This is a genomic window from Aulosira sp. FACHB-615 (assembly GCF_014698045.1).
GTDB lineage: Bacteria > Cyanobacteriota > Cyanobacteriia > Cyanobacteriales > Nostocaceae > Nostoc_B.
Genome location: NZ_JACJSE010000008.1, coordinates 281,058 through 306,538 on the forward strand (window position 1 = coordinate 281,058; position 25,481 = coordinate 306,538).

Below are 25,481 nucleotides of genomic sequence, written 5' to 3' on the forward strand. Positions count from 1 at the left end.
GCACCAAGCATAGTAACAATTTTACCTCCTGCCTCAACCGCGTAGCGGTAAGTCAAAAGGCAAAAGTAAAAAGGCAAAAATCAAGAATACTTTTGACTTTTGGTTTTTTACTTTTGACTTCTCCGGCTTTGCCGGATTGCCTTCTACTACAGCATAATTAAACCAAGCCTGACACCAGCCGTCACCGCTTCGGTACGAGAAGAAACAGCCAGCTTTTGAAAGATGGATGAAACATGAAATTTCACTGTATGTTCGGAAATTTGTAGACGTTTTGCGATCGCTTTGTTACCCAACCCAGAACCTAACATTCCCAAAACTTCGATTTCTCTGGGTGTCAAAGTTTGCACGGGGTTAGCCACAACTTTTTCGCGGATGGGGAGTAATTCTAAATAATCTGGGTGCAGTACTATCAAACCCGATGCGATCGCTTCGATCGCCGCAGTAATTTCCGCTTCTGTGCTAGTACTGGGTAATATTCCCCGCACACCAGAACGTAAGCTATTTTCTAGGTCAAGACTCTCGATATCTTCTGTAATCAGTAGAATTTGTTGTTCTGATATCAGTTGCAATTTTGTCCAAGTTGATGAAAGATTACTGCTGAAATCTAACAGCAATACATCTGGTTGGAGTTGTTCAAATTCCTTGGTGAATGTCTCTAAATCTGATGTTGTTCCCACTACAGTTAGTTGGGGATGTTGATTGATCAGTGATGACAAACCCACCTGCACCACCACAGAAGCAGCAATGACCACCACTCGGATCATGTCGCCTCCACAGAGGTTTTCTGGGCAATGTCAACAATAAATTGCTTTCTCCCCCGTCGCACTTGTAATGGTATAGACTCTTGGTTGTGATGCAGATATTTAGCCAAGTCATTAGGTCGAGTAAATAACCGTCCTGCAACCCCAATTAACACATCGCCAATTTGCAAACCAACAGTTTCTGCCACACTACCAGGAACTATAGATAATACCAATAAACCGAGACTGCGCCTGTCTAAAACCACAGGTTGCAAGGTGACTCCAAGTTGCCAACGAGGACTACCACTCAGAAAGCGGGTAACCTTGTGGCTGGGAATCGCCACCGCCAAACCGTTGACAATCATTGTATTAATCCCCACAACTCGCCCCAGACAATCAGCTAAACATCCACCAGAATTACCAGGATAAAGCTGTAAATCTGCGATGACGGCTGATTGATGATTGCTGTGAACCATCCCCATTGTGAATGCACCATCATCACCTAAAGGATTACCCACAGCCAGAACTAATTCACCAACTCGCAATGTATCAGAATTAGCAATGGTGGCAGGATGTAAGTTAGTTGCAGTAATTTTGAGTGCGGCTAAATCTTGCTGGGGGTCAAAGTGCGATCGCACAGCCGCAAATACCCGACCATCAGATAATTCTACAGTTGGCTGCTGACTGGTCGCTACATGAGCATTCGTAATAATCAACCCGTCTGCTTGCCAAATCACCCCAGAACCAACTCCCAAACCACCGCTTTTAACTTTGACTGTGCTTTGACGCAGTTTAGCGGCAACTGCGGACAGTTCATCATTGAATTGTGTCATCATATTTGCTTGGAATTATGAGAAATTACTTACTCAACGGTACGTTCGCCAACCACAATATCTAACTCAACTAATGTCCCACCCCGGACAAGCTGCACTTTAATGAGTTTACCAATGCGATCGCTATTATTTAGGAGTGCCAAGACATCGCCTGTATCACTTACGGCGACATTATCCAACCTTACCAACACATCCCCCAGCAATACACCTGCATTGTCAGCCGGACTAGATGATTCCACATTGACAACAATTACCCCCGTTGTCGTTGGTAAATTCAGAAGATTTTTCAAGTTATGCGGTAAGCGTACAGGCTGCATACCTACACCCAAATAACCGCGAGAAATGTGTCCTTTAGTAAGTAATTGATTGACTACACGCTCAATTGTACTAGCCGGAATTGTCAAAGCTGTACCACGCCTTCCAGATGTATTCATTCCCACCACGTAACCAGCCGCATCAACTAGCGCCCCGCCAGCAAAACCAGGGTAAAGCGTGATATCTGGGCGAATAAATTGGTCAATATTGCCACCACTCATACTCCGCCAAGCCCCACTAACTACACTCACCGCCCCCATTGCCGCCCGTATATCACCTTCGCTACTTCTGGCTAATCCCAAAACTAAATGACCAACTTTGAGTTTTGTGATATCACCAATTTGTGCAACTGGAATTGCTGAATTTTGTAGTTGAAAAACAGCTATATCAGTACTAGGGTCATGACCGAGAAATGACAATGGTACAGTGTTTCCATCTGCAAGAGTCGCAGTGATTTCGTCATAACGCCCCAGAGATTCATCAGAAGTCACAATAATATTATTACGCCAGTGAATACCACTGGAGGAAAGACGTTTACCAGCATTAACAGCAACTACAGCATTTCCAGCCTGTTCTACAATGTCCGCTAAACTGTTGGAAAAATCTTGCAATGAAGACATAAAATTATTCGCCAATATTTTGTGATGCTTCTATCTTGTCGCTTTATATCCAGCAATAGCATCGGAAAAATGGGGAGAATGTCACCTAGAAAAATGGCTAGTACAAACAAGGTAAAAGGCAAAAGTCAAAAGGAAAAAGAAAGAAGGTCACTGAGCGTACTTGTACTAAGCGCAGCCGAAGTAGCAGAAGTGTGGTCTGTTTATTTATGCCGACCTGTACTAGTTAAACATGATATGAAAAATATACTGATTATCATTTTCGTTAGCTAATACGTAGCTAGATTAACTAGGTTGTCAATCAGCCAAAAATGAACTAAGGTAGGACTGAATTTTTATAAGGTAAATTAATATAAACTTTTCCGAAATTTAGTCTTAATAATTGGTAACTGCTGAATGTAAGTCATTGATTTGGCGGATAAATAGCAGATTCGCCGTTTATGATTTACAGCAACTGATTGAAAAAATTAATGAGTAATGAATAATGAGTAATGAGTCAAAAATTTACTTATTAATAACTACTTATTACTCATTACTTAATACTCAGTTGTAAAAACATCTATATATGCAACAAAGCTTAATAAAGTATTTAGGAAATATCCTGTAAAAGAGCTTGAAGAAATAGCATAATCGTTATTAAAAGGAAGTATCATTTAGCCCTGCTAGTTCTGTGGATAATTGTGATTGATTTGTGTAACCACTAAGGCTAAAATTACAGGTTTTAAGTTTTGTGACTCACTATTATAGATGCTGGACGAACATATCCAAAAACTAGTAGAAAAGTCAATAAAAATTATTTCTAGAGGATATGTTGATTGCATGAATTAGCATAGCGATCGCGTAGTTTTTTTGAAGGAGAATATCTTATATGGCGCGTAAGAAAAAATCATCAGGTTTTCAATTTCAGCATTCAATTGACACAAGATGTCCTATTTGTTGTATTTTGCCACCTCACATGCTAGAGCATGTCGCTGTGAATGGTAATCCGCAGCAACGTTCTTGGGCGTTTCATACGTTAAACGTTTCCGCGCAGTTCCGTGGGCGACGGAATGTTGTCGGGAATATTTTCTTCTCTCCTTCTCCGGGTGAGAAGCGACGCACTATCTACGACGCAAAAAATGGACAGCAACTTCCCGGTACTTTAGTACGTAGTGAAGGTGATCCGCCAAGCATTGATGAAGCAGTGAATGAAGCTTATGATGCTGCTGGTGCTACTTATGACTTGTATTATGAAGTATTTGAACGCAACTCGATTGATGATAAGGGTTTGCGGTTAGACTCTAGCGTTCATTATGGTGTCAAATATGACAACGCCTTTTGGAACGGGGATCAAATGGTCTATGGTGATGGCGATGGCGAACTGTTCCAACGCTTCACAAAATGTATTGATATTATTGGGCATGAGTTAACACATGGAGTAACTCAATACGAAGCTGGTTTGCAATATTATGGTGAACCAGGGGCTTTGAACGAATCCTTTTCAGATGTTTTTGGTTCCTTGGTCAAACAAAGATTAAAAAATCAAACAGCCGACCAAGCAGACTGGATTATTGGTGAAGGTCTTTTAGCGCCCGGTGTGAAAGGTATTGGTATTCGCTCGATGAAAGCCCCAGGAACCGCCTATGATGATCCTGTGTTGGGCAAAGATCCGCAACCAGCACACATGCGGAATAAGTTTATGGGTTGGGAAGATAACGCGGGTGTGCATATCAATTCTGGTATTCCCAACTATGCCTTTTATTTAGCCGCCGTGGAAATTGGCGGTTATGCTTGGGAAAAAGCTGGGAAAATCTGGTACATTGCTTTACGCGATCGCTTGCGTAACCAAGCACAATTTAAAACCGCCGCTAATGTCACCATCCAAGTAGCGGGAGAACTCTACGGTACAGATAGTCTAGAACAAAAAGCTGTACAGAATGCTTGGCAAAAAGTAGGAGTAATTTAAGCAGAATTCAGGAGTCAGAAGCCAGAATACAGAACGGACTGTGCAGATAGTAAGACGAAAAATTAAGGTTTCTCGATAGGGTGTAAGAGTATAGGGTGTAAGGGTGTAAGTGTTCAAAACCCTTACACCCTATACCCATTCACCCCTACACCCAGTCTCAACAGACAATCTTCTTGCGTCACTCCTGTTCTGACTTCTTTTCATTGTTGCTAAACTGGGGGAAGATAGTTTTTTCTCCCAGCTTTTATATACAACGGAGAGCAAAACAATGCGGATCACATTTGAACGCACAGGTGGCTTTGCTGGCATAACGAAGAAAACAACCCTAGACACCAACAATCTTCCACCAAAGGAAGCTAAAGAACTACCATTATTAGTCCAAGCGGCGGATTTATTTCGCTTACCTGCACAAATTCCCTCGCCAAATCCCCAGAGCGATCGCTTTCAGTATAGGTTAACTGTAGAAGATAACGATAAACAGCACACAGTCATTGTTAGTGAAGCAGCCTTACCCGGAACTTTAAGACCTTTAATTGAATGGCTCAATCATCTGGCTATTCAAAGAGGGTAGGATTAGGGGGACAAGGGAGACAAGGGGGACAAGGGAGATAGAGGTTTTTGAGTTAATCAAAAATATTCAATTTGTTTTTTAGACTAACGAAAAAATCATTACTCAGCACTCAGCACTTAGCACTCAGCACTTTTACAAAACTTCCCAAGCAGTACCTTGATAACCATAGTCAAAAATTTCTGGATGCAAAATTTCTGCCAAAATTTCCAAAGAATCAACTAATCTTGGGCCGGGACGGTTGAAGTAAGCATTACCATCAGTAATATAAACTCTACCTGTTTGGCTGGCGTGGAGTTTTTGCCATTCTGAACGTTGAATTAGTAACTCAGCTTCTTGGCGAGTGCGAATTAAATCAAAGCCACAAGGCATAAATACAATCACATCTGGATTAGTGGCGATGAATGTTTGCCATTCTAAGGTTGCAGAAGGTTTACCGGGATGGCTAAATAGCGATTGTCCACCTGCAAAGTTGACTAATTCTGGAATCCAATTGGCTCCTGTCATCAAAGGATCTGTCCACTCGATACAAGCAACTTTTGGCAGTTCATTGAGTGCTAACCCTTGGATTTTTTGTTGGACGATTTTAACTCTGGCTTCTAGGTTTTCCAGTAATTTTACTGAGTCCACATCAAAGATATGAGCAACTTGTTCAATATCAGTCCAAACATCTTGTAGAAGATTAGGTTGTAAAGAAATAATTTTTGGCGAAGTTGAGATGAAATTACTAACAGCTTTTTCCACTTCTGGTAAGCTGACGGCACAAACATCACATTGGTCTTGGGTGAGAATGTGAGTTGGTTGTAACTGTTCTAAAACATCGGTTTTGATGTGATAAATACTCAATGCTGATTGCAATAAATCATTGACTTTAGTGTGAATATCGCTGCTAGGAACATCAATATTAAAGCGTGCTTCTGTGCATACAGGAACACTTTGAATATGTGGTGGATAGTCACATTCATGAGATCGCCCTACAATTGCATCAGTTAACCCCAGTGTGGCTAAAATCTCTGTTGCACTTGGTATTAAAGAGACAATTCTGAGATTGCTATTAGTCATTGTTTTATTTCCCGAATATCTGCTACCAGTTAAATTTTTACAAACTTCAAATAATTAAGTATCTTTCTGTAGGAGAATGCCGCAAGTTATGAGCCTCATAATTAACTGGGCAAATTGACTATTTGATAAAGTTAAAGTGCCATAAATCAAAATATTCTTATACCTAATTATCTTTCATTTTAGGAGATATCGTCTTCAGGAGTGATGCTATTCTCTTGCCTTCTATGGTATTAGGTATGAGACATCAATCATAAATTTGCTGATAACAAGCATGTTGTAACTGTATGAGCTGGTTAATAGCATAGTAGCTATATGGAAATGATCTCTGCAAATCATAAAATTTTTAACAAACAGTCATTCCGTACGTAGTTATATACCGGAGGATTGCCAAAGTTGCATAACTAATAATAATGTAATTTTAGTAATAAGTATTGCACTGTACCTAAAGAGATTGATGAAAAAAAATATACTATCCTGTTCTGAAAAATCCTCTGGAGTATTTGTAGTTATAAAAGATAGTTTTGTTTTTGTGATAACTCCCTCAGACATGGTAATTACTTAACAGGTGTAGTTAGATGCAGTTAGCAGTGGTTAATGATGGTCAAGCAGAGATTGTGCCGATTAGAGACAACGAACAGCGTAAGCAAATTCAATCCTTAGTGCAGTTAGCCAGGAGTAAGACATTCCAAACAGGCAATCTCCAGGCAACACTCCAAGAAATTACAGAGGTAGCAGCAAAAACACTGTTGGTTGAGCGAGTGGGTGTATGGTTATACACTGCGGATAACACTGCTATAGAGTGTAGTAATTTGTATGATGTGCGGAAAAACATACACATATCAGGTCAGACTTTATTAAAAGCTAGTTATCCTAATTATTTTCAAAGTTTGGAAATGGAACGCAGTCTGGCTGTAAATGATGCGATTAACGATAAGAGAACCCAAGAATTAGCTGCATCTTATTTAAAAATACTTGGCATTACATCATTCTTGGATGCGCCTATTTGGTTAGGAGGACGTGTAGTGGGAGTAGTTTGTCATGAACACTGTGGTGAAATGCGCCAATGGACTGTTGAAGAAGAAAATTTTGCGAGTTCAATTGCCGATTTTGTAGCTTTAGCAATAGAAGCCAGCGATCGCCACATTGTACAAGAAGCTCTAGGCAAAAGTGAAGCACAATTTCGCGCTATTTTTGAGCGTTCATCAATTGGGATTGGAATTGCAGATATCAAAGCCCAAATAGTAGATATTAATCCGGCTCTATCTCAAATGCTGGGATATAGCCGGGAAGAACTTTACGGGAAGTATTTTATTGATTATATTTCCCCCCAAAAAGGAGATTTAGAGCTATATAAACAACTAGTAGCAGGAATGTGCGATCGCATTGAAATCGAAAAACACTTCCGCCACAAAAATGGTCAGTTAGTGTGGACGAAACTTTCGATTTCGATGATTCCTGGGAGTAATGGAACACCAGAGTTTTTTTTAGCAATTATTGAAGACATTACAGAACGCAAACAAACAGAATTAAAACTGCGTGCGTCTCAAGCGGCGGCTGAAGCAGGTAATCGAGCCAAAAACGAATTTTTAGCGACAATGAGCCATGAATTGCGAACTCCTTTAAATGCAATTATGGGCTTATCACAGTTATTACAACAAGATATGGTTGGCTCTTTAAATGAGAAACAACAAGAATATGTTAGTTGTATCTATAGTAGCGGCGAACATTTATTAGCAATCATCAACGATATTCTGGATTTATCAAAAGTAGAATCAGGCAAAGAAGAATTACATTTATCAACTGTATCGGTCTTAGATTTATGTAATTATGCCCTTTCGACAGTACGTGACCAAGCTCAAGAAAAAGGTTTAAAACTAATCAGCGAAATTGACCCAGAAGCAGAAATTTGTCGAGTTGATATTCGGCGCTGCAAACAAATGCTAATTAACTTAATGACCAATGCAATTAAATTTACACCAGCAGGTCAGGTAAGTTTAGAAATCAAAAAAGTTCCTGAAGGTATTACATTTACTGTTGCTGATACTGGTATTGGTATAGATAATAGTCAATTTCATTTGCTGTTTGAACCATTTAAACAGCTAGATAGTCAACTAAATCGTCAGTATGAAGGTACAGGACTAGGATTAGCTTTAACACGTAAATTAGCGCGATTACATGGGGGAGATGTCACCGTCGAATCAAAATTAGGAGAAGGTAGCCGCTTTACTTTATTTATTCCAGAACCAGCAGATTTAATCACAGAGATAGATATGAGCGATGAAGATAGTAATCAGTTATCTTTGTCAGCCAGTCCATTAGGTCAAAAACGAATTTTAATTGCCGAACCAGAAGAGAATATTGGGATATTTTTACAAGACTATCTACAAATCATTGGCTATCAGGTGGAATGGATAAATAATCAAGAGCAAATTTTAGCAACTATCAAAATTTTTCAGCCAAGTTTACTTTTACTAGATACGCAATTTTTGGCAAATCATAGTTTTAGATTAATGCCAGCTTTAAAGCAAAAATCTCAACTGCTCAATATGGCTGTGGTATTTATGGGTGTTCAGGGAAATGATTGGCCAGAATTAAATAATCTACCACTAGAAAAGTATGACTATCTTGTCAAGCCAATTCGGATTATGCAGCTTGAATCGATTTTGCTGCGATATTTAGGCAGTTGAGGCTAATCCTGGGTGATTTGCGCTTGTTCAACACAAATGACTAATGATGAAAAAATATTCAAATTGAATGTCTAAAATTTCACAGTAAAATTATACTCAATTTGTCCAGGATAAATTGTTCAGTGTAGCCGAAAAACAGGCTGTTTTTGGCTTTTTAGAAGAAAAATATTGCTATAACTAGTGTTTAAGCTCTGGGTGTAGTCCGTAGATGGAATTGCGGGTTTCTAAAAAGACCTTTCTAGCCTCAGTGTGAGGATCATAGAAAATATTGACTCTTGGCTAGGGAATAAATGAAAAATTGCTACTGACAATCCACTGAGTGAGCGAAGTAAACTAGAAGGAATCTTATGAGTCCTTTGGTACAAAACCAACCTATGTCGCTAAAAATAGATCGTGGATTGTTTAAATATGACTTTATAGATCATCACGCAGTCTTATGCGTTACTGTGGATGCGGACGTGAAAGACATTCGGAAGCGTTATTTGCAAATTGCGCGGCGGTTGCATCCAGATAGTAATGCTTCTGCTACGCCTGGGGAAAAGAAGTTGGCTAGTGAATTATTATCTAAGTTGGTGAACCCAGCTTATGAAGCACTATCTAACGATCGCACCCGCACAGAATATATGGTAATTTTGTCCCAAATGGGTAAGCGTTTGGTGCAAGAGTCAAGCTCGATAGAACTTACCACTGATTTAGGCAGACAATTGGCAGCTACACCCAATATTGATCATGCCTATAAAACTGCGATCGCTAAAATTGCTGAAACTCAATTTACTTCCTTACAGCAAGTCATCCCTATCGTTGCTCAAATTAGCGAGTTGAACTTGGTTTATTTAATGCGGAGTGCTGGTAAAGCTTTCTCTAACCAAGCGTCTGCACAAAAATCTCCCGCACCAACAGCTAACACAGCCTCAAATACAGCTGCTGCACCCCCACCACCAGCGCCACCCAAAGAAGACGCAGCCGTAGAACAATATATTCGGCGGGCGCAAACTTTAATTGATAAAAACCAATTTGCTCAAGCCAAGGTCGAATTGCAAGACGCGCTGAAACTGTCTCCCAAGAGTAGCCGTTGTCATAGCATGATTGGCTTGGTCTATTTAAAGCAAAATCAACTCAAAATGGCCAAGATTCATTTTGACAATGCTTTAAAATTAGACCCGAATGACCAAACAGCGAGCGCATGGAAACCTAAAATAGATAAAGCTTTGGGTCAACAATCCGGTGGTTCTAAAGCAACTCCATCTGCCAAAACTGGGACACAACCAGATAAATCAGGCGGTGGAGGTTTATTTGGCGGTTTGTTTGGTGGGAATAAAAAATAATGGTGTATCAACCAGCAGCGGGAGCAAGGGATTTATTACCTTTAGATGTAGCTCAAAAACGCTGGATTGAAGATAGGTTACAACAAGTGTTCCATCGTTGGGGATATCACAAGATTATTACCTCAACGCTGGAACGGATGGACACCTTGATGGCGGGGGAAGCAATTCAACGCCAGATGGTGATTCAACTGCAAAATTCTGAAGATGAAGAACTAGGGTTGCGTCCAGAATTGACAGCTTCGATTGCGCGTGCTGTAGTGTCGCGCATGGAAGGTGTCACTTATCCGCAACGACTTTATTATCATGCCAATGTCTTCCGGCGCATTTGGGAAAACCGCCACAATCGTCAGCAAGAGTTTTATCAAGCTGGTGTGGAACTTTTAGGCGTTGGTGGATTACGAGCTAATGCTGAAGTACTGCTGTTGGTGGGTGATTGTTTAGACGCGCTGGGTTTGCGGGATTGGCAAATAGTTTTAGGCGAAGCGGGAATTACTCGCTCGCTTTTACAGGCTTTTCCGGCTAATTTACAAGCAAAAGTGCGTCAGGCGATCGCTCACCTTGACCGCGTGACTATTGATACTTTGCCCTTGAGCGAGGATTTACGCGATCGCGCCAGAATCATGCTCGACCTGCGCGGTAAAAGTCAAGATGTATTACAAAAAGTCAGTAGCCTGGGTTTGGATGCAGAACAGCAAGCTGCTGTCAATCATCTGAAATCGCTGGTAGGGTTACTGGAATCAGAAAGAAAGTTTCCCATCATCTTGGATCTGAGTTTGATCCAAACCATTGACTATTACACAGGTATTGTCTTTGAAATTGTCCACAACAGCGATTATCCAGCCACAGTTTTAGGGCGGGGTGGTCGCTATGACCAACTTTTAGGACTGTATCATCCCCAAGGCGAAAACATCCCCGGAATTGGGTTTGTTCTCAATATTGAGGATTTACACCAAGTTCTGTTATCGAGCCAGCAATTACCCCAAGATATCCCCGCTAGTAACTGGTTAGTAGTACCAGAAACCGAAAGTGCGGAAGCCGCGGCTTTTGCTTATGCTCAAAAACTCCGTGATTCTACTCACCTAGTCATAGTCGAAATGGAATTGGGGGGAAAAGATGCACAAGCTATTCGTCAGTATGCCAGCGATCGCCAAATTGCTCAAATCGCTTGGATTAAAGCCGATGGCTCACCCACAATAGAAAGTATTAGTCAATAATCATTTGTCATTTGTCATTTGTCATTTGTAAATAAAAATAGCCAATGACCAATGACCAATGACCAATGACCAATAACCATTGACTTGATCACTAAAGAGAGGGAATCTATCAAATGCCACATTCAATTGTGACTGATGTTTGTGAAGGTGTTGCTGACTGCGTAGAAGCTTGTCCTGTAGCCTGCATCCATGAAGGGCCAGGCAAAAATGTGAAAGGAACCGGTTGGTACTGGATTGATTTTTCTACCTGTATTGATTGTGGAATATGTTTCCAAGTCTGCCCAGTAAAAGGTGCGATCGTTCAAGAAGAACGACCTGATTTGCAGAAAACACCTTGATAAAATCAGGCAGGGAGCAGAGGGAAAAAATCTCCCCCTTGCACCCTGCTCACAAGTGTAGGCTTTTAACAGAGTGATGAGTAGCGACTTTAAAATCACGATTTAATCAGAGTTCCATCACCCTCACACCCTAAATCAATTTCATCGAGACTGTTCAGCAGACTTTTAATTTTTAATCTTACGTATAAAAAGTTTATATAGTTTTGATATCTTCTTCATCACATCTGATAAAATACCTAGTTGATTACCTCAGTTAGCATCATTAGCTAAATCTGACACATCAGTAAATATTTGTATTTATCTGAAAGAAAGATATTGAAATTCATGAAACAACTAAGTAGTCTTCCTAGTGTTAAGTTTTTAACGTCTAGTATAGCTACCTTAGCTATTAGCTTGATTTCAAGTCAAAGTGCAACAGCAGCAACGATCGCGCTTGGCTTTACGAAGCTAACAGGGGTTACAGGTGGTTCTCCGGCAAACACCGCAGTTCTACGGGCGGAAATTCCGGCCATTAGCTTTGGTAAGATTGCTTCTATCGTAATTAAAGATATCAGTGATAGTAATGCTGGTTCTCCTGGGAATGTCACTGGGTTTGATTTAGATGCCATTAAACTGAGCTACACTGCTGTTGACAATGCAGCAGATGTGAATACCATCTCAGCATTAGACTTGTTTGATTTTAGTCCGACAGGAACTGTCCTCACCCCCGGAAGCCAGCGTCCGCCTGCATCATCAGCATTGTTTGGGACTACAGGTGGTAATGTCAATAATGCAGTGGCTACCCTGGGAAATTTTGATGCTAACTCCACTACTGACCCTACAAAAATTTTTGGATTTTTCAGCTTAGGGAATAATGGCCAAGTTGCATTTAAACTCAAAAGTCCGATTACTACAAATAGTCCGCTATATATTTACCTCGGCGAAGTCGGCGACAATGGTGAGTTAGCAACTGGGGAAATCATTGTCTCACAACCAGCACCTCCCGTTCCTGAACCGAGTAGTCTAGCTGTACTATCATTGGCGGGGATATATTTGGCAGTACGTTACCGACGCAAAAATGGATAGAGGATAGGTGATAGGTGACAGGTTATAGGTGAGAGGTTATAGTTCCGACTCGGAATAAATTCCGAGTCTCATAGTGCAAGTTCTCTAAAGAGGACTCAAATAGAAATTCATTTCAGTCTACTTCAGTAGACTTTGGCTATGAGCCTGGAACTTTAGTTCTAGGCGGGGATGGCTGGAAAATAAAAATTTTCGACTTGTGTTTACACCTTAGCCGACAAGGAGAGAATTTGGGGTAGAGGTCAAAACGTTATTCAACGAACTCAAGTTAAAATTTATGCGATCGCGTAGCATCATAAGATTAAACTAATTCAAGGATTGTATGTCAGGTTCAGTTGATTACTCTGCCCCAATACTCGAAGTTACAAATGTCCATGCTGGTTACATCAAAGATGTAGATATTTTGCAAGGTGTTAATTTTCGGGTAGAAGTTGGAGAATTGGTGACGGTAATTGGCCCCAACGGTGCGGGAAAGTCAACCTTGGCAAAAACTATTTTTGGGCTGTTAACACCCCATACAGGCACAATTACCTTTAAGGGCGAGAATATTGCTGGACTAAAGTCAAATCAAATTGTTAAAAAAGGCTTGTGCTATGTACCCCAAATTGCCAATGTTTTTCCTTCTTTGAGTGTAGAAGAAAATTTAGAAATGGGGGCGTTTGTGAGTAATGCGCCTCTGAAGCCTGTAAAAGATAAAATATTTGCGATGTTTCCCAAATTGAGCGATCGCCGCAAGCAACGGGCTGGTACACTCTCTGGTGGAGAACGGCAAATGCTGGCAATGGGTAAAGCGTTAATGTTAGAACCCAGTTTATTATTATTGGATGAACCTTCGGCGGCTTTGTCTCCAATTCTCGTTACCCAAGTATTTGAGCAGATTAAACAAATTAATCAAAGTGGTACTGCGATCGTACTGGTAGAACAAAATGCGCGTAAAGCCCTAGAAATGGCACATCGTGGTTATGTACTGGAGTCTGGACGGGATGCGATTTCTGGCCCTGGTCAAGAATTATTAACAGACCCGAAAGTGGGTGAATTGTATTTGGGTGCGGGGAAAGGTCATTAACAATGATAGGACTTACGTACAATGGGCTGTTAAGAATGGGTGTATGGGTGTGAGGGTGTAAGGTTTATTTTTCCTCTTACTGCATCAGTTCTAAAATAATTCAGGATTGGGAATTTTTTTGAGAGATTTTGCGGATATTGCATTTATTTGAGCAAGCGGGAGTTTATGATTTGGGGTGCATAGTAAAAATCAAATCCTAAATAAATGCAAATATCTCAAAAATGGTTGACAAAAAAAGCTCATCAATCAGTGCTTTTTTTGTTGGTCGGAGGATTATTATTTAGAGCCATAATTGCTTTTTGGCTTTACCCTACCTTTGATGAAGCGTACTACTATATTTACAGTTTACATCTCGACTGGAGCTATTTTGATCATCCGGCGATAGTTGCCCTGACGACTGGTTTTGGAACTTGGTTAACGGGAGAAGTTTCACAATTTACCATTCGTTTAGGCGCGATACTTTGCTATACAGGTAGTTTGATATTTTTATATTTAACGAGTCAAAGAATATTTTCTGTCAAGGCGGCTGTGTTTACTTTGGCCATTGCTACCATCAGCCCCATTTTTCAAGTGGGTTTTGGTGTATTAAGTTTACCAGACAGTCCCTTAATCTTGTTTTGGTCGGCTAGTTTATATTGTGCGGTGGCTGAGTTTCTCCGCAGGTCTTTGTATGTTCCCAGTTACCGTTTAGCCATTTTGGGAATTTTGGTCGGTTTAGCCTGTAATAGTAAATATCATGGGTTTATTTTAGGACTAGGGTTAGTTGGTTTTTGTGTAACTAGTCCACCGCATCGGGTTGTAGTGCGATCGCCTTGGGCATGGTTCAGTTTAGGATTATTTATGATCACCATCTCCCCGATTGTGTTCTGGAATATGCAGCATAATTGGGTATCTTTTAGTTTTCAATCAGCAAGAGCCGTACCTCAAAGTGGCTACAATTTACTAAATGTATTATTAGTTGCCTTAGCTCAAGTAGCTTATTTATTTCCCACCATAGGTTTCCCTTTATGGCATATTAGTTTACAGCCAATTATTAGAAAAATTCAGCAAATTTTGGCGCAAAAATCATTAACTTATCAAGATGATTTTTATCCCGCTAAACTCTTAATTTTCTGGCTATCTCTACCTTTAATATTAGGCTTCACTTTGATTGGAGGATATCGGCAAATTTTACCCGCTTGGGCAATGCCGGGATTTTGGGGAATTACTTTATTATTAGGACAACAAGTTGTAATTTGGGATCAGAAATCATCACGCTGGGTGCGACGCTGGCTATTAGGTTCAGGAATGATAATTGCTAGTATTATGCTGATTTTATTACTGCAATTAACCATCGGTATATTCCAAAAACCTAGCCAGTATGCTTTATTGGGTGGATTTTTACCCGTAAAAAATGACCCTTCTACAGAATTAATTGATGTTCAACAACTCCGAGATAAATTTCGTGAATCAACAATTTTGAAAAATGCACTGCAAAATTCTAGTTTTATATTTACTAATCGCTATTATGTAGCAGGCCCGATTGCGATGGCGTTGCAACCTTTAGCAGAAATTCCGATTACTTGTTTTGATATTGGCAATGATAACCGTGGCTTTGCTTTTTGGTCTACGGCGGAACAATGGGTAGGTAAAGACGCGCTATATATTACCACTGCACCGTTTAATTTGAGACAAGATTTAATGGCTAGTTATCGCCATCATTTTCGCAGCTTGGAAGAAATTGAACAAATAGTATTGCGTCGGGGTGGAGAGGTTGTAAATGTTGTTTATGTTTATCAAGCCAAGACGTTGCTGAAACCATATCATCGTAGTTATGGGATTTGACTCAGGATTTAAACGCCAAGGTCGTCTGTTGAGACTGGGTGCAAGGGTTTACGGGTGTAAGAGCTTTGAGATACCTATACTTCTACACTTCTTTCTTAAACCATTGATTAGCAGTTGTGACGCAAATACCTACTAACAAGAAAGCCAAAGCACAAAACAAACTGCTATTTATCGGTGTGATTTTTGCAGCGTGGGGAAATAACCAGCCAAATAAACTCATGGCTAAAGCAAACCCACCAAAGTAAGTCCCTATACCCAAACCTCCCCAATTGGGAGGCATTAATTCCAAAGCTAAAGGAATTACACCATTGATAATGGTACTAAAACTTGGTACTAACAAAACAATTAACGGTAAGATAGCACCTGTAAAAGCGATCGCTAATATGGAAATAATTGTGGTAACTACACCCACTAGCATTGCCTGACTATTACCGAGTTTGACTGCAAAAACTCCGGCTGGTAGGGCAGAGATGGCGATCGCCAGCCCAATGTAAACTAGTAGCATGTCCATATTTTGCCCAGAAAATTGTAACTTGAGCAATTGCGTTAAGGTGTTCATTAATAGCCTTGTACCCCAGGCGACACCGATACCAGTGGCAAAAATTAAACTCAATGTGGGATAAGGTAATTTGACAGTTGTGGTTTCCTGCTGAAGATTTGGTGTGTCGGGAGGGTTCAACCAACGTAATAGCCAAGCCACCGCCAACATCACAAAAGAAGCAATTGTAAAGGCGAAAACTGCCCCAAAACTCAGGATATATTGACTCGCTATGGGTCGAAACGCCCCAATTGTACCCCCAACCAAAGTCACAACGCTCACGGCTGATGGTAACTGGGGCGGTGTGGCATATTTCCACAATAAAGCCATAGCCGGACTGCGAAATATAGTCATAGCTAATGCCCAGGCTACCAGAGTTAGCGGTAAAAGCGATCGCATAATTGCCGTTGGCTGGACAAAAGTTACCATACATGGTATTGCAATAAACAGGGTTGATGACAGAATCACACCCACAGAGATGAAGGGAAAACGACTTCCTACCCAACGCTGAGATTTATCCGAAAGTCCACCCATCACAGGTTCTAAGACTGCACTCAAAGCATTTTCAACAACTAGCAAACCAGCCGCCAAAGATGCAGAAAAACCAAACTGCGTCAGTAGTTGGGGCAAATATGAATTGTAAATTAACCAAGCTAGGCTAATTGACCCTTGTACGGCTGCTAACGCTAATACTTGCAACCATAAAACCTGGGCAGGCGATCGCACAATACTCATAACAGAGAAAGGGGAAGTAATTTATATTACCTCCCCCCGGATTTTTTCTGTTTAATTGACAGATGATTCTTAATATTCAGGAACCGAAGAATCAACTTCTCGACTCCATGCGTTGATCCCGCCTTTGACATTTGTACCAACAATTCCCGCGTCTTTGAGGATGCTGAGGGCTTTGGCAGAACGACCGCCCATCTTACAATGAGCAATCAAGCGGTGTCCGTTGAGGATTTCTTTTACCTTAGCTACACCATGACCGCTTTCAATATCTGGTAGTGGTACTAATACCGAACCAGGAATTTTCGCAATGTCATATTCGTGAGGGTTACGCACATCCAACAAGACAAAATCTTTAGCACCACTATCTAGCAATGCTTTTAATTCTGTCACAGTCATTTCGGCAATTTCTTGCTGTTGTTTGGCTTCTTCCGCCTTAGCTTGGGTAATACCGCAGAACTGCTCGTAGTCTATCAGCTTTTCAATCACTGGGCGGATGGGGTTAGGACGCAGTTTCAACTCCCGGAATTTCATATCCAGAGCGTTGTATAGCAATAATCTACCGCTTAAAGTATTACTATTACCGAGAATAATTTTGACAGTTTCCGTGGCTTGAATCACACCAATCATTCCTGGTAAAATGCCCAAAACGCCGCCTTCTGCACAGGAAGGAACCATCCCTGGTGGTGGTGGTTCGGGATACAAGTCGCGGTAGTTCGGCCCACCTTCGTAGTTAAATACCGTTGCTTGACCTTCAAATCGGAAAATCGACCCGTAAACATTGGGCTTGTTCAGCAATACACAAGCATCATTGACTAGATATCTCGTGGGAAAGTTATCAGTGCCATCCACCACGATATCGTAAGGACGAACAATATCGAGGGCGTTTTCGGAACTCAGACGAGTTTCGTATAAATCAACCTGACAATAAGGGTTAATTTCGTGAATGCGGTTTTTAGCTGATTCAATTTTGGGTTTACCTACCCAAGAAGTACCGTGAATTACTTGACGTTGTAGGTTAGAAGTATCAACAACATCAAAATCCACAATACCAATGCGGCCGATACCAGCTGCGGCTAAATATAGCAGCAGTGGAGAACCTAAACCACCTGTACCGATACATAATACACTGGCGGCTTTTAAGCGTTTTTGACCTTCGACACCGACTTCTGGCAAAATCAAGTGGCGAGAGTATCGTTCGTAGTCGTCTTTAGTTAGCTGGATTTCATCCAGGTTGGGATTTAACATAGCAGTTGTGCTGTGGACGAACGGATCATTAATCCTATCGAAAAATGATGTGTTTATTTAACTTAAGTAGCTGAATTTATCAAGAAGAATTCAGAACTCAGGAGTCAGAATTCAGAATGAATTTTGTCCAACTGGTGAAAAAATTGGTTGAATTGAGTCTGTGACTTCACCTATGCAGGAATGAAGTATTCTGAATTCTTTATTCTGGCTACTGTTTTATGGTATCGATTGTCTCTCGTTGAAACTGATGCTGGTCATCTAAACTCCAACTAAGGAGTTCGCCAGCTTGGCCATTTTGAACGGAAACTATTATATACGAGTATGCAGGCCAAGCATACTGGCGATCGCATTCGGAAGGAATTGCGGGGTTATCAGGGTGGGAGTGATAAATGCCAATTATGTTTAATGATTTATCCCGCGCTGATTTTTGTATTTGTAACATATCTTGGGGTGCGATCGCATATCTGCTGGTTTCGCTGCGTTCTGTATTAGGGGCGAAATTCGCTGACTCAGCACTCCAGGCGTTTTTGGTGGGGATAATTTCGACGACAGTTTTAATCTGATTTTCTAGATAGCCAAGGATAATTCCGCAGCATTCGTTGGGGTAGGTGCTTTCAGCGTGGCTGCGGATCATTTGGATGTGTTGTGGTAGAAGTTTAATAACTGCTATATTCAAAAGTTCCGACTCTGCTTGTCAATAAAGGATATTAAAAGTTGCTTGACTTCCACTACACTGCTAATCAGGCGATCGTAATCAGATGGGGTGAGCATATCTAACTCATAACAAAGCAGCAGATAATACTCCACTTCAATCGCTGCATCCTTCGCCAACACCAGCAAGTTGATTTGTTCGGTTTTATCATCGCGATCGCATCCTTGGGCTATTTTAATCGGAATTGCGGCACAAGCTAACCGAATTTGCTGTGTTAAACCCAATAATTCCGCTTCGGGAAAGGTTCTGGTAATTTCATAAATAGCAACTGTGAGTTCATGGGCTTTTTCCCATACAGGAATTTCTCGAAAGTCTGTCATTTTCTAATTAATCTCATCTAAATAAATAGGGTGAGCAACGCCCACCCTCATAGTTTCTACTCTTTTTTAGCTCAAGTCTAACCACTCAGCAACGCAAATTAATTCAAGTCTGTGTTTCAGAATTCATTAATCATGAGAAGACAGTGCTGTAGACGGGATTTAATCAAACTACAAATTTGACTTTTCCTGTTGCGACATCATAACTACCGCCAGCAATTTTTAATTTGTTTTCTTTGATCAGTTGTTTTAAAATTGTTGAGCTTTCTTCTAACCTTCTGACTTGATATTTCACATTAGAAATCACAGAATTATCTTCTAAGTTTCCTGTCTTGTCTCTCACCAGTTCTACAGAAGGTTTAATTTCTTCTACAAAAATTCCAATTCTACCAGGAAGGGGGTCGCCTTTGACTGCTGCTGAGACTGCACCACATTTTGTATGCCCTAAAACAACTATTAATGGCGCACCTAATACCGCCGTGGCAAATTCTAGACTTCCCACACCTTCTTGACTGACAACATTCCCGGCTAAACGAACTACAAATAAGTCTCCTAATCCTTGATCAAATACAATTTCTGCTGGCACTCTAGAATCTGCACAGCCTAATATAGCTGCAAATGGATATTGACCAAGGGCAGTTTCTTGTAAACGCAATTTTGATTGATTTGGATTCATGCGTTTATCTTCTACAAATCTTTGATTACCTTCTATCAACCTTTTTAAAGCCTCTTGAGGGTCTTTTAGTTGAGGTTTTATATCCGGTTTAGCGGGTTGTTGAGCAATAGCTTGTTCTTCTTGCCAAGCTACACTAGTAGCGGCACTTGCACCAACAGCAACACTACCTATACCTGCTAATTTCAAAAAATTTCGTCGCCCAACAAATCCATTAATTCTGCTCATGAATCTACCTCACTCCCAACAGTAAATTTTTGCTAAGTTTCTGTTTTCCAAACCAAGTTAAATCGTTCTACCAAAAGACGCGATCACTCTAAAGCATATTTTGTCTTTTAAGTAAAGATAATTTTGTTGATTTAACTTAGAAGTTTCTAATGTTTATCATTTACTGAAATATATCAGAGTGGTGTATTTTTACTACACATAATTTGCATAGCAGAATAATATGGTGAAGTATGGATTTAATCTATGGTTAATTTTTCTATGTCCACAAGACTTAAGTCACAAATTAGTGTACAGAAGACATAAACAGCATTGATCGCACTTGGAATTATTGGTGAACGACAAAATCCCCAACTTCTGGAAAAAGTCGGGGATCTGAAGCAGTAGGATGTCCACAAATCAAATAGAATTGCTGTATCTACCTGATAATTTAAGTAATTATATTCACCTTGCCAGTATCGATATCGTAGCAAGCACCAACTATTTGAAGTTTTTTGGCTTTTAGTAATTGAGTTAATATTGGCGAACTGTGTTGTATTTTTTTTGACTGATACTGCACATTGGCAATGACCGCATTAGTGGGATTCAAGTTGGTTAATGCTGGTTTAATACTTTCAGCTATGTCGCTAATCATACCGGGCATTGGGTCGTTTTTCATGGCTGCGGCGACAGCACCACATTTTGTATGACCCAACACCACAATCAATTGTGTACCAAGGACGGCTGTAGTATATTCCAAACTACCGATAGTCATGTCACTAGCGACGTTACCAGCAACGCGCACCACAAATAAATCTCCTAGTCCTTGGTCGAAAATAATTTCTGTGGGAACTCTAGAGTCAGCACAACCTAAAATAGCAGCAAAAGGGTACTGTGCTTTGGCTACTAATTTTAAACGTGCCAATGATTGATGGGGATATTGGCGTTTGTATTGGATAAAGCGTTGATTCCCATCCAGCAAAAGTTTGAGAGCCTGACTAGGATTGACTGGATTTGGATTAGCTGGATGAACATCAGCGATCGCAGTTTTTGGGATATTACCTATTAAGCTACCACCAATAGTTGTCGCTGCGATCGCTAAACTACCTGTCCCGGCAAATTTCAAAAAGTTACGGCGACCAATAAATCCATTAATTCTTGTCATTAATCTACCTGACAACACTTTCGCTGTTAACAGGAAGATATCAATTTTAGGCAATTGGAAGAGTACCTTCTGAGACGGTTTTCTCGTTATTTAACCCAGAAGCGATCGCATTCATCAAATCAGCTACACTATTGCCAAAACTAACGCAATGCTATCAGACGCTGACGGATGTTATTCATCTGTGATTGGCGGGTTTGTTGTACAGGATGATGTTCACTGAGTTTTGAACGGTCTTTGGCATATTCTACTTCTAACTCCCCTAGTTTTGACTCTAGGGCATTGGTCGTAGCAACCACAACTTCAGTTTGATAACTCTGGGACTGTAATTGTTCAAGACGTTGTGCTAAATTTGCTTTTTCTGCAATCACTTGAGTAAATTGTGGTGCATCTTGTGTATATATAGATGCTAAAAGTGCTTGTTTTACCTCCAGTTGAGCAATTTGCTGCGTCAAGTTTTTTACTAATACTTCATCAGTAGATTTTGATTCGATCTGTCTTGTAGCGATCGCACCAACAGATAATAAACTCACAGCACAAGCAATCAAAATTATCTGCTTTCGGTTCATAATTTTTGATATTGGTTAAAATGCTCTGCCTACACGACGCTAATCAACCACAATAAGTTTCTGCTAAAATCTCATATCAATTCACGAATAATTGAGAACTGTCAAAACTGAACAGGGTGCATGATGCAAGACGTAATTACTCACGCTACCCAGAAATAATTCCGCAAGTCCACTTTTAGCACAACGACCAATAACTATGACATCAATATGGCAATTTTTAGCCACTTCACAAATCATGCGACCAGGATCACCTAATTCTTGGGTAAATTCTGCGGCTATCCCTTTAGCGATCGCTTGATTGGTTAATAATGTTAAAAACTCAATACCTTGTTGCTTCAATTTTCCCCATTCTCCTAAATAATATTCTATATTCTGGCTCTGGGATGATGTATAAGTACTATGTATTTCTGTGGTTGAAGTATTGAGAAATTCATCATTTAAAGGAGAAATTACTTGCAGTATCATTAACTCAGCATTAGTTAAATTTGCTAATGATAAAGCTTGTTCAAAAACATGATGACCAATTTCTGTATTATGAACAGCTACTAAAATTTTCTTGAACATAGATTTAAAATTGTTTGTCATTGATTTCTTGGTTATTAAGTTGAAAAAGTATAGGTGTAGGTTAAGTGGAGGAACGGAACTCAACATTCACGCATACTTTGTTGGGTTACGCGATCGCTACACCCAACCTACTATTCTCTTAACTGAACCGTATTGGTTTATGAGGTTAAAAAAGCAAAAATTGTATAGGTATAGGTTGTTGAAAAAATCAAATATGATTGATGCTGATGATTTAAAAAAATAAAAATGGCAGAACTGTAGAAGTAGAGACGTTGTATGTAAAGTCTCTACTTCATGTGAGATTAGGCAGTGGGGAGAGTAGGAACAATATTATGAAATTCTGACAGCTACAGACTTCATTCTTGTTCTTCCGCCTTGGCAATTTCTAACAATGTCTTGAGTACCGAGTCAGGGTTGAGACTGATAGAATCAATTCCCTGTTCAACTAAGAAGCGGGCAAATTCTGGATAGTCGCTTGGTGCTTGACCACAAATCCCAATTTTGCGACCATATTTTTTCACAGTGGCGATCGCATTAACAATAGTTCTCTTCACTGCTTCATCCCGTTCATCAAATAAATGGGCGACTAATTCCGAATCTCGATCAAGTCCCAAGGTCAATTGCGTTAAATCGTTGGAACCAATGGAGAAGCCATCAAAGATTTCACTAAATTTATCTGCTAATAGAACGTTACTCGGTAATTCACACATCACATAAACTTGCAGTCCATTTTCCCCGCGCACTAAACCATGTTGTGCCATTTCTGCTAAAACGCGCTTTCCTTCTTGGGGAGTCCGACAGAAAGGAATCATCAGAATGACGTTAGTCAAACCCATTTCATCCCTTACCCGCTTCATCGCTTGACATTCTAGGGCGAAACCTTCACGGTAACGAGGATCGTAATAACGCGAAGCACCACGCCAACCAATCATCGGGTTTTCTTCTTTGGGTTCAAATTGCTTACCACCCAAGAGATTGGCGTATTCGTTACTCTTGAAATCTGATAGCCGCACAATCACAGGTTTCGGATAAAAAGCAGCTGCGATCGTGCCAATACCTTGGGCTAGTTTATCAACAAAGAATTTGGTTTTATCTTCGTATTGGGCAGTTAACTCAGTAATTTTGTATCTTGCCAATTCATCTTCTAACTGATCAAAATGAATCAAGGCCATTGGATGGGCTTTAATGTGGTTGTTAATAATAAATTCCATCCTGGCTAAACCTACACCATCATTCGGAATCGCAGTTAAACCCAAAGCCTCTTCAGGATTAGCCAAATTCATCATGATTTGTGTACGTGTGCGGGGCAAGTTTTCTAAAGGTAATTCTTGGACTTCGTAAGGTAATAAACCTTGATAAACTTTTCCTGTTTCACCTTCAGCACAACTGACAGTAATTTCTTGCCCAGTTTTTAACACAGTCGTGGCATTTCCGCTACCAACAAGCGCCGGGATTCCCATTTCTCTGGCGATAATCGCTGCGTGACAAGTCCTACCGCCAGAATTAGTAACAATGGCACTCGCCCGTTTCATAATTGGTTCCCAATCAGGGTCAGTGCGGTTAGTAACTAGTACTTCTCCCGGTTGAAATTGGTTAATTTGATGGACATCTAAAATAACTCTGGCTTTACCTTGGCCAATCATTTCACCAACGCTGCGACCTGTTAGCAGTACCTCTCCCTTTTCTTTGAGTTGATATTGTTTGAGAACATTTTTAATTTTTTGCGATTGGACGGTTTCTGGACGGGCTTGCACAATAAATAATTCATTGGTCAAACCATCTTTCGCCCATTCAATATCCATCGGCGTGTAAGTTCCCCGCACTTGGGAATAATGTTCTTCAATAACGCAAGCCCAGTTTGCTAATTGGAGAATTTCTTGATCATTGAGGGCGTATTGATTTCTTTCGGCGCTGGGGACGGAAATATTTTTAGTTAATTTCAAGCCTTCTAGGTCATAGACCATTTTGATTTCTTTCGTACCTAGACGCTTTTGAATAATTGGTTGATAACCTTGTTTGAGCGTTGGTTTAAATACCAAATATTCATCGGGGTTGACTGCACCTTGGACAACGTTTTCGCCTAGACCATAGGCGGCGGTAATTAAAGCGGCATCTTTAAAACCTGTTTCGGTATCAATGGAAAACATTACACCAGACACCGCCAAATCAGAACGCACCATTTTTTGTACGCCCACTGATAAGGCAATATTAAAATGATCAAAGCCTTTAATTTGGCGATAGGAAATCGCACGGTCAGTAAAAATCGAGGCAAAACATTTATGGCAAGATTCTAGAAGTGCTTGCAGTCCGTGGACATTTAAATAAGTTTCTTGTTGACCAGCAAAACTAGCATCAGGTAAATCTTCGGCGGTGGCGCTAGAACGCACAGCAACATCAGTATCAGCACCGTATTCTTGGCAAAGATTTTGATAAAATTGAGCGATCGCATCCTGTAAATCTGCTGGAAATGGAGTTTGCAACATCAACATTCGTGCTTTTTTACCGCATTGCCGCAGATTCTGTACATCCTCCACATTTAAATCGGCAAATATCTCTCTGAGTTGTGCTTCTATTCCAGCCGCAGAAATAAAGTAACGGTAAGCAAAAGCAGTTGTCGCAAAGCCTGTTGGTACTTTGACTCCCTTACGCCGCAATTGCTGAATCATTTCTCCTAAAGAAGCATTTTTACCGCCAACTAACGGGATATCTGCAATTCCTACATTACTTAAAGGTAAAACTAAAGCTTGTTCTTGATCTGCCGAGAGAGATGTTGCTGAATCTAACAATGTGTCTAGCATAATAGAGTTTCCATAACAGATAATGATATCTAAGAACCTCTTACTGTCTGCTTATTAGCAAGTTTCATCGCAACACATTCAATCTTAAAACTGATAAATTCAATTAATACTCAAAATCTGGTATTTTGAGCTTTATTTCCCTCAGTGTTGCTGACGAAAATCGTGATCAATAATTGGCTCTTAGCTCTCACACTGTTATTTATAGAAAGATAATTTGAGGAAGTTGTGAGGATAAAGTAACTCATCGGTAAATTCTGGTTACCTAATTCCGAGAGAAGGCTCCCGCCATAATCTTTGATTTGGCGGCGAGATGAATCGAGTGCTAAAAACGAAACACCCCAAAACTCCCTCAAACCGCAGGTTTGACAAGG

At 40.4% G+C, this 25,481-nt stretch carries 23 protein-coding genes; 9 read left to right on the forward strand and 14 right to left on the reverse strand.

Features of this window, described 5'->3' with window-relative positions:
* Positions 1–146: 146 nt before the first annotated feature.
* From H6G77_RS16280 to H6G77_RS16290, 3 genes are read right to left on the reverse strand one after another with little or no spacing between them, the layout of a single operon-like run.
* Positions 147–764: a response regulator transcription factor gene (locus tag H6G77_RS16280; protein ID WP_190592902.1), complete on the reverse strand. Its 618-nt coding sequence runs from the start codon at positions 762–764 to the stop codon at positions 147–149.
* A complete protein-coding gene (locus tag H6G77_RS16285) occupies positions 761–1,576 on the reverse strand; it encodes a S1C family serine protease (protein WP_190872132.1) in 816 nt (271 codons plus the stop codon). The genes H6G77_RS16280 and H6G77_RS16285 overlap by 4 nt, the downstream gene beginning before the upstream one ends.
* A gap of 26 nt (positions 1,577–1,602) precedes the next feature.
* A complete protein-coding gene (locus H6G77_RS16290) occupies positions 1,603–2,508 on the reverse strand; it encodes a S1C family serine protease (protein WP_190592904.1) in 906 nt (301 codons plus the stop codon).
* 865 nt (positions 2,509–3,373) lie between these two features.
* Between H6G77_RS16290 and H6G77_RS16295 the strand changes: the two genes are divergently transcribed.
* The gene (locus H6G77_RS16295; RefSeq protein ID WP_190592905.1) at positions 3,374–4,450 is read left to right on the forward strand and encodes a M4 family metallopeptidase; all 1,077 of its coding nucleotides are present in this window, start codon (positions 3,374–3,376) and stop codon (positions 4,448–4,450) included.
* A 268-nt stretch (positions 4,451–4,718) separates the two neighbouring features.
* Complete coding sequence (locus tag H6G77_RS16300; protein WP_190592906.1) at positions 4,719–5,021, forward strand: protealysin inhibitor emfourin; 303 nt, start codon at positions 4,719–4,721, stop codon at positions 5,019–5,021.
* A gap of 132 nt (positions 5,022–5,153) precedes the next feature.
* Here the strand turns inward: H6G77_RS16300 and H6G77_RS16305 are convergent, their stop codons facing one another.
* The gene (locus H6G77_RS16305; protein WP_190872133.1) at positions 5,154–6,080 is read right to left on the reverse strand and encodes a cobalamin-binding protein; all 927 of its coding nucleotides are present in this window, start codon (positions 6,078–6,080) and stop codon (positions 5,154–5,156) included.
* Positions 6,081–6,655: 575 nt separating this feature from the next.
* On the opposite strand from H6G77_RS16305, the gene H6G77_RS16310 reads away from it, so the two are divergent.
* From H6G77_RS16310 to H6G77_RS16340, 7 genes are all read left to right on the forward strand, one after another.
* On the forward strand, positions 6,656–8,767 hold the full coding sequence (locus tag H6G77_RS16310) for an ATP-binding protein (RefSeq protein ID WP_190671888.1): 2,112 nt from the start codon (positions 6,656–6,658) through the stop codon (positions 8,765–8,767).
* Between the two features lie 374 nt (positions 8,768–9,141).
* Positions 9,142–10,092, forward strand: coding sequence for a J domain-containing protein (locus tag H6G77_RS16315; protein WP_190592934.1), 951 nt, complete (start codon positions 9,142–9,144; stop codon positions 10,090–10,092).
* Positions 10,092–11,306 (forward strand): ATP phosphoribosyltransferase regulatory subunit, encoded by a 1,215-nt coding sequence (locus tag H6G77_RS16320; RefSeq protein WP_190872134.1) that lies wholly within the window; start codon positions 10,092–10,094, stop codon positions 11,304–11,306. Before H6G77_RS16315 ends, H6G77_RS16320 begins: the two co-directional genes overlap by 1 nt.
* Before the next feature lie 113 nt (positions 11,307–11,419).
* On the forward strand, positions 11,420–11,644 hold the full coding sequence (locus H6G77_RS16325) for a ferredoxin family protein (RefSeq protein WP_190592910.1): 225 nt from the start codon (positions 11,420–11,422) through the stop codon (positions 11,642–11,644).
* A gap of 324 nt (positions 11,645–11,968) precedes the next feature.
* Positions 11,969–12,709, forward strand: a complete 741-nt coding sequence (locus H6G77_RS16330) for a PEP-CTERM sorting domain-containing protein (protein WP_190592911.1) — start codon at positions 11,969–11,971, stop codon at positions 12,707–12,709.
* 319 nt (positions 12,710–13,028) lie between these two features.
* Positions 13,029–13,772: an ABC transporter ATP-binding protein gene (locus H6G77_RS16335; RefSeq protein ID WP_190592912.1), complete on the forward strand. Its 744-nt coding sequence runs from the start codon at positions 13,029–13,031 to the stop codon at positions 13,770–13,772.
* A 204-nt stretch (positions 13,773–13,976) separates the two neighbouring features.
* Positions 13,977–15,596: a glycosyltransferase family 39 protein gene (locus H6G77_RS16340; RefSeq protein WP_190872135.1), complete on the forward strand. Its 1,620-nt coding sequence runs from the start codon at positions 13,977–13,979 to the stop codon at positions 15,594–15,596.
* 82 nt (positions 15,597–15,678) lie between these two features.
* On the opposite strand, the gene H6G77_RS16345 is transcribed toward H6G77_RS16340, so the two are convergent.
* The 10 genes from H6G77_RS16345 to H6G77_RS35470 all read right to left on the reverse strand — a co-directional run.
* Positions 15,679–16,869 carry an MFS transporter gene (locus tag H6G77_RS16345; protein WP_190872136.1) on the reverse strand — a complete coding sequence of 397 codons (1,191 nt, stop codon included), beginning with the start codon at positions 16,867–16,869 and terminating at the stop codon, positions 15,679–15,681.
* A 69-nt stretch (positions 16,870–16,938) separates the two neighbouring features.
* On the reverse strand, positions 16,939–18,111 hold the full coding sequence (moeB, locus tag H6G77_RS16350) for a molybdopterin-synthase adenylyltransferase MoeB (RefSeq protein ID WP_190592915.1): 1,173 nt from the start codon (positions 18,109–18,111) through the stop codon (positions 16,939–16,941).
* A gap of 208 nt (positions 18,112–18,319) precedes the next feature.
* Entirely contained in the window at positions 18,320–18,787 is a 468-nt protein-coding gene (locus tag H6G77_RS16355; protein WP_190872137.1) for a Mov34/MPN/PAD-1 family protein, read from the reverse strand.
* On the reverse strand, positions 18,784–19,143 hold the full coding sequence (locus H6G77_RS16360; RefSeq protein WP_190592917.1) for a four helix bundle protein: 360 nt from the start codon (positions 19,141–19,143) through the stop codon (positions 18,784–18,786). The genes H6G77_RS16355 and H6G77_RS16360 overlap by 4 nt, the downstream gene beginning before the upstream one ends.
* A 163-nt stretch (positions 19,144–19,306) precedes the next feature.
* Positions 19,307–20,041 carry a carbonic anhydrase gene (locus H6G77_RS16365; protein ID WP_190592918.1) on the reverse strand — a complete coding sequence of 245 codons (735 nt, stop codon included), beginning with the start codon at positions 20,039–20,041 and terminating at the stop codon, positions 19,307–19,309.
* 427 nt (positions 20,042–20,468) lie between these two features.
* Complete coding sequence (locus H6G77_RS16370) at positions 20,469–21,182, reverse strand: carbonic anhydrase (RefSeq protein WP_190872138.1); 714 nt, start codon at positions 21,180–21,182, stop codon at positions 20,469–20,471.
* Between the two features lie 140 nt (positions 21,183–21,322).
* Entirely contained in the window at positions 21,323–21,748 is a 426-nt protein-coding gene (locus tag H6G77_RS16375) for a hypothetical protein (protein ID WP_190872139.1), read from the reverse strand.
* An 81-nt stretch (positions 21,749–21,829) separates the two neighbouring features.
* Positions 21,830–22,312 carry a universal stress protein gene (locus tag H6G77_RS16380; protein WP_190872140.1) on the reverse strand — a complete coding sequence of 161 codons (483 nt, stop codon included), beginning with the start codon at positions 22,310–22,312 and terminating at the stop codon, positions 21,830–21,832.
* 356 nt (positions 22,313–22,668) lie between these two features.
* Positions 22,669–25,110 (reverse strand): phosphoenolpyruvate synthase, encoded by a 2,442-nt coding sequence (gene ppsA / locus H6G77_RS16385; protein ID WP_190872141.1) that lies wholly within the window; start codon positions 25,108–25,110, stop codon positions 22,669–22,671.
* Positions 25,111–25,220: 110 nt separating this feature from the next.
* Positions 25,221–25,481: hypothetical protein (locus H6G77_RS35470; protein WP_206758058.1), on the reverse strand; the 261-nt coding region annotated here is incomplete at its 5' end.